At 51.8% G+C, this 4,092-nt stretch carries 3 protein-coding genes and 3 tRNA genes; 5 read left to right on the forward strand and 1 reads right to left on the reverse strand.

The window, feature by feature from the left end:
* Positions 1-279: 279 nt before the first annotated feature.
* Entirely contained in the window at positions 280-1,308 is a 1,029-nt protein-coding gene (gene murB / locus ABLU50_RS15945) for a UDP-N-acetylmuramate dehydrogenase (RefSeq protein WP_087833144.1), read from the forward strand.
* Positions 1,305-2,267 (forward strand): bifunctional biotin--[acetyl-CoA-carboxylase] ligase/biotin operon repressor BirA, encoded by a 963-nt coding sequence (gene birA, locus ABLU50_RS15950; protein ID WP_004206834.1) that lies wholly within the window; start codon positions 1,305-1,307, stop codon positions 2,265-2,267. The genes murB and birA overlap by 4 nt, the downstream gene beginning before the upstream one ends.
* A 26-nt stretch (positions 2,268-2,293) precedes the next feature.
* Here birA and coaA read toward each other — a convergent pair whose 3' ends face one another.
* Positions 2,294-3,244 (reverse strand): type I pantothenate kinase, encoded by a 951-nt coding sequence (gene coaA, locus ABLU50_RS15955; protein ID WP_004206833.1) that lies wholly within the window; start codon positions 3,242-3,244, stop codon positions 2,294-2,296.
* 430 nt (positions 3,245-3,674) lie between these two features.
* Here coaA and ABLU50_RS15960 point away from each other — a divergent pair.
* The 3 genes from ABLU50_RS15960 (at position 3,675) to ABLU50_RS15970 (ending at position 4,035) form a co-directional block, all read left to right on the forward strand.
* Positions 3,675-3,750, forward strand: a tRNA-Thr gene (locus ABLU50_RS15960).
* Positions 3,751-3,760: 10 nt separating this feature from the next.
* Positions 3,761-3,845: transfer RNA gene (locus ABLU50_RS15965), tRNA-Tyr, on the forward strand.
* 115 nt (positions 3,846-3,960) lie between these two features.
* Positions 3,961-4,035: transfer RNA gene (locus ABLU50_RS15970), tRNA-Gly, on the forward strand.
* The last annotated feature ends 57 nt before the right edge of the window (positions 4,036-4,092 follow it).

Genomic DNA, 4,092 nt, shown 5'->3' on the forward strand with positions numbered 1-4,092 from the left:
CCCCATGTGAGAGTAGGGAACTGCCAGGCATCAAATAAAGCAGAAAGCTCAGTCGAAAGACTGAGCTTTTTTGCGTTTATGTCATCCGGGGAGGGTGCCGGCATGCCTCCCCGGTGGCGCTGCGCTTACCGGGGCCAGGGGCCTTGCGGGTTCTGTAGCCCGGCCCGGTACACCACTCACCACTGGTAACGCTCCGCAATATTATTGCCTCTGTAATCAGGCAAGCCTTCCCCCGCCAGATACGGTAAACTAACGCCGATTTTGCATCAGGAAGCCACTATGAATCACTCCCTCAAACCCTGGAATACCTTTGGCATTGAGCGATCCGCCAATACGATAGTACGCGCCGAAACTGAGCAACAGTTGCTAAGCGCCTGGCAAACCGCTGTCGCGGCTGGCGAACCCACGCTAATCCTTGGGGAAGGCAGTAACGTCCTGTTTCTGAACGACTATGCCGGTACGGTGATCCTCAACCGGATTATGGGGATCGAGGTGAGCGAAACCCCGGATGCCTGGCGCTTGAACGTCGGTGCCGGCGAAAACTGGCATCAACTGGTGCAGTTCACGCTACAGCATGCGATGCCTGGTCTGGAAAATCTGGCATTAATCCCTGGCTGCGCAGGATCCTCACCGATCCAGAATATTGGCGCCTACGGCGTCGAATTGCAGCGGGTCTGCGAATATGTTGACTGCATCGAGCTGGAAACGGGACGTAAACAACGCCTTTCCGCAGCGGAATGCCGTTTCGGCTATCGCGACAGCATCTTTAAACATGAATATCAGGACCGCTACGCCATCGTCGCGATTGGCTTAGCGTTAGAGAAAGCGTGGCGACCTGTGCTGAGCTACGGTGATTTAACACGTCTCGATCCGCAGACAGTCACCCCGCAGCAGGTATTCGATGCGGTCTGTCATATGCGCATGACTAAATTGCCGGATCCAAAGATTAACGGTAATGCTGGCAGCTTTTTTAAGAACCCGATCGTCAGCGCTCAGGTTGCTGAAGCGCTGCTGGCGCAGTTCCCTCATGCACCGCACTATCCGCAGGCAAACGGCAGCGTCAAGCTGGCCGCTGGCTGGCTAATCGATCAATGTCAGCTCAAAGGAAAACGCATCGGCGGCGCGGCCGTGCATCGACAGCAGGCGCTGGTATTGATTAATGAAGATCAAGCGACCAGCGAGGATGTGATAAAGCTAGCCCATTACGTTCGCCAGCAGGTGGGGGCAAAATTCAATGTATGGCTTCAGCCCGAGGTGCGCTTCATTGGAGCGCATGGTGAAGTCAACGCAGAGGAGAGCATTGCGTGAAAGACCATACTATCCCTTTAACGCTAATTTCTATCCTTGCTGATGGTGAGTTTCACTCAGGTGAACAGCTTGGCGAGCAGTTAGGCATGAGCCGGGCGGCGATTAATAAGCATATCCAGACGTTACGCGACTGGGGCGTCGATGTGTTTACCGTGCCGGGCAAGGGGTACAGCCTGCCAGAGCCCATTCATCTGTTGGATGAGAAAAAGATCTCCCAACAGATAGAGCACGGTCGCGTGACTGTCCTTCCGGTAATCGACTCCACTAACCAGTATTTGCTGGACAGACTGGATGAACTGACGTCCGGCGATGCCTGCGTAGCTGAATATCAGCAGGCAGGGCGAGGCCGGCGAGGCAGAAAATGGTTTTCCCCCTTTGGTGCGAATCTCTATCTCTCGATGTACTGGCGTCTGGAGCAGGGCCCGGCAGCGGCGATTGGCCTAAGCCTGGTGATTGGTATTGTGATCGCTGAAGTGCTGCAGCAACTCGGGGCCGAACAGGTTCGCGTGAAATGGCCAAACGATATTTACCTGCAGGATCGTAAGCTGTCAGGGATCCTCGTGGAGCTGACGGGGAAAACGGGCGATGCCGCACAAATCGTCAGCGGCGCGGGTATCAACCTTGTGATGCGTCGTGTGGAGTCTGATGTCGTCAATCAGGGTTGGATCAGTCTTCAGGAAGCGGGGGTGGTCATCGACCGTAATCTCCTCGCCGCGCGCCTGATTAAAGAGCTGCGCCTGGGACTGGAGCTGTTCGAGCAGGAAGGGTTGGCTCCTTATCTGCCGCGCTGGGAAAAACTGGATAACTTTATTCATCGTCCGGTAAAACTGATTATCGGTGATAAAGAAATTTATGGCATTTCCCGCGGCATTGACGCCCAGGGTGCGCTATTGCTGGAGCAGGATGGTGTGATAAAAGCCTGGGTTGGTGGTGAAATATCATTGCGCAGCGCAGAATAAAAAAGGGAGCTCCGGCTCCCTTTGCTTTATTTACGTAAGCGTACCTGATTAACAGAATGATTGGCGCTCTTGGTCATAATCAGGCTGGCGCGCTCGCGAGTTGGAAGGATGTTTTCCTTGAGATTCATTAGGTTAATCTCATTCCAAAGCGAGGTGGCAATTTCGACCGCTTCTTCCTTCGACAGCTTGGCGTAATTATGGAAATAAGAATCCGGGTCGGTAAATGCCCCTTCCCGGAATTTAAGAAAGCGGTTGATATACCAGCTTTTCAATAATTCTTCCGGGGCATCGACATAAATAGAAAAGTCGACAAAATCCGATACGAATACATGATGCGGATCGTGTGGATAATCCATTCCACTTTGCAGAACATTCAGTCCTTCAAGAATGAGAATATCCGGTTGCGCGACGGTTTTATCGCCATCGGGAATAACATCATAAATTAGATGGGAATAAACCGGTGCAGTTGCCTGTGGTACCCCTGATTTGAGATCGGAGACAAACTTCACCAGCCGATGCATATCATAGGACTGCGGAAAGCCTTTTTTCTTCATTAACCCACGTTCTTTCAAAACTGAGTTAGGGTGCAAAAATCCGTCAGTGGTAATGAGTTCGACATGGCGATGCTCCGGCCAACGGCTCAGCAAGGCCTGCAGTACACGGGCGGTGGTGCTTTTTCCTACCGCAACGCTGCCAGCGATACTGATAATATAGGGAATTCGCTGACCGTTGGTGCCAAGAAATTGTTCGAGAACAGCCTGACGACGCAGGTTAGAACTGATATAGAAGTTGAGCAAACGCGACAGCGGCAAATAGATCTCAGCAACCTCTTCCAGAGAGAGATCTTCGTTGATGCCTTTTAACCGCGTGATTTCTTCCTCGGTTAACGTCATCGGGACAGAATCACGAAGTGCAGCCCATTGGTGGCGGTTAAATTGTAGGTACGGTGTCATTAACGTCTGCTCTTTTTGGCTCATAAGCATGTTCTTACCATCACCGAATACGTTGAAACGGCGATGCTTCACACGAGTTAATCAGGACAATGGGCAGGAGGGTAACACCAGATTGCCGGGAATAATAAGAAAAAAACTCATTGAATGCCGCTTTCTCGCGCCAGCGTCACAAGAGAGGAATAAGTTTCTTATGCTTTGCAAAGCATGGCCTTTGCTAACAGGATGGTGCTAACGGCCTGCTGCCTTTCAGTTTACGGTCAGCATACGTTCCTGGTAAACGTGGCTGACCGAAACCGCGCCTGATGGGCCCGTTTGCTGGCGATTATTTGCACTCCTCTGTTTGAAATTACACCGTTTTTTCGCGTAAGAGCACAAAATGTGAGCAAGAGAACGTTTTATGCAAATTTTTAGTTGCATGAACTCGCTCCTCTCCCTAGAATGCGCGCTACTTGATGCCGACTTAGCTCAGTAGGTAGAGCAACTGACTTGTAATCAGTAGGTCACCAGTTCGATTCCGGTAGTCGGCACCATAACAATTTGGGTGGGGTTCCCGAGCGGCCAAAGGGAGCAGACTGTAAATCTGCCGTCATCGACTTCGAAGGTTCGAATCCTTCCCCCACCACCACTTTCTGGCGACGCTTTGCGTAGCCGGAGTTGGTTGGGTAAACTAATCAGCTCAATACTAAAGAGAGCAGTCTTTTTAGTATTACAGAAAGAACTGGGTAGCCGAGTTTCAGGATGCGGGCATCGTATAATGGCTATTACCTCAGCCTTCCAAGCTGATGATGCGGGTTCGATTCCCGCTGCCCGCTCCAGACGTGCTGATATGGCTCAGTTGGTAGAGCGCACCCTTGGTAAGGGTGAGGTCCCCA

This window comes from Klebsiella sp. GG_Kp173, assembly GCF_040062415.1.
Lineage (GTDB): Bacteria > Pseudomonadota > Gammaproteobacteria > Enterobacterales > Enterobacteriaceae > Klebsiella > Klebsiella quasipneumoniae.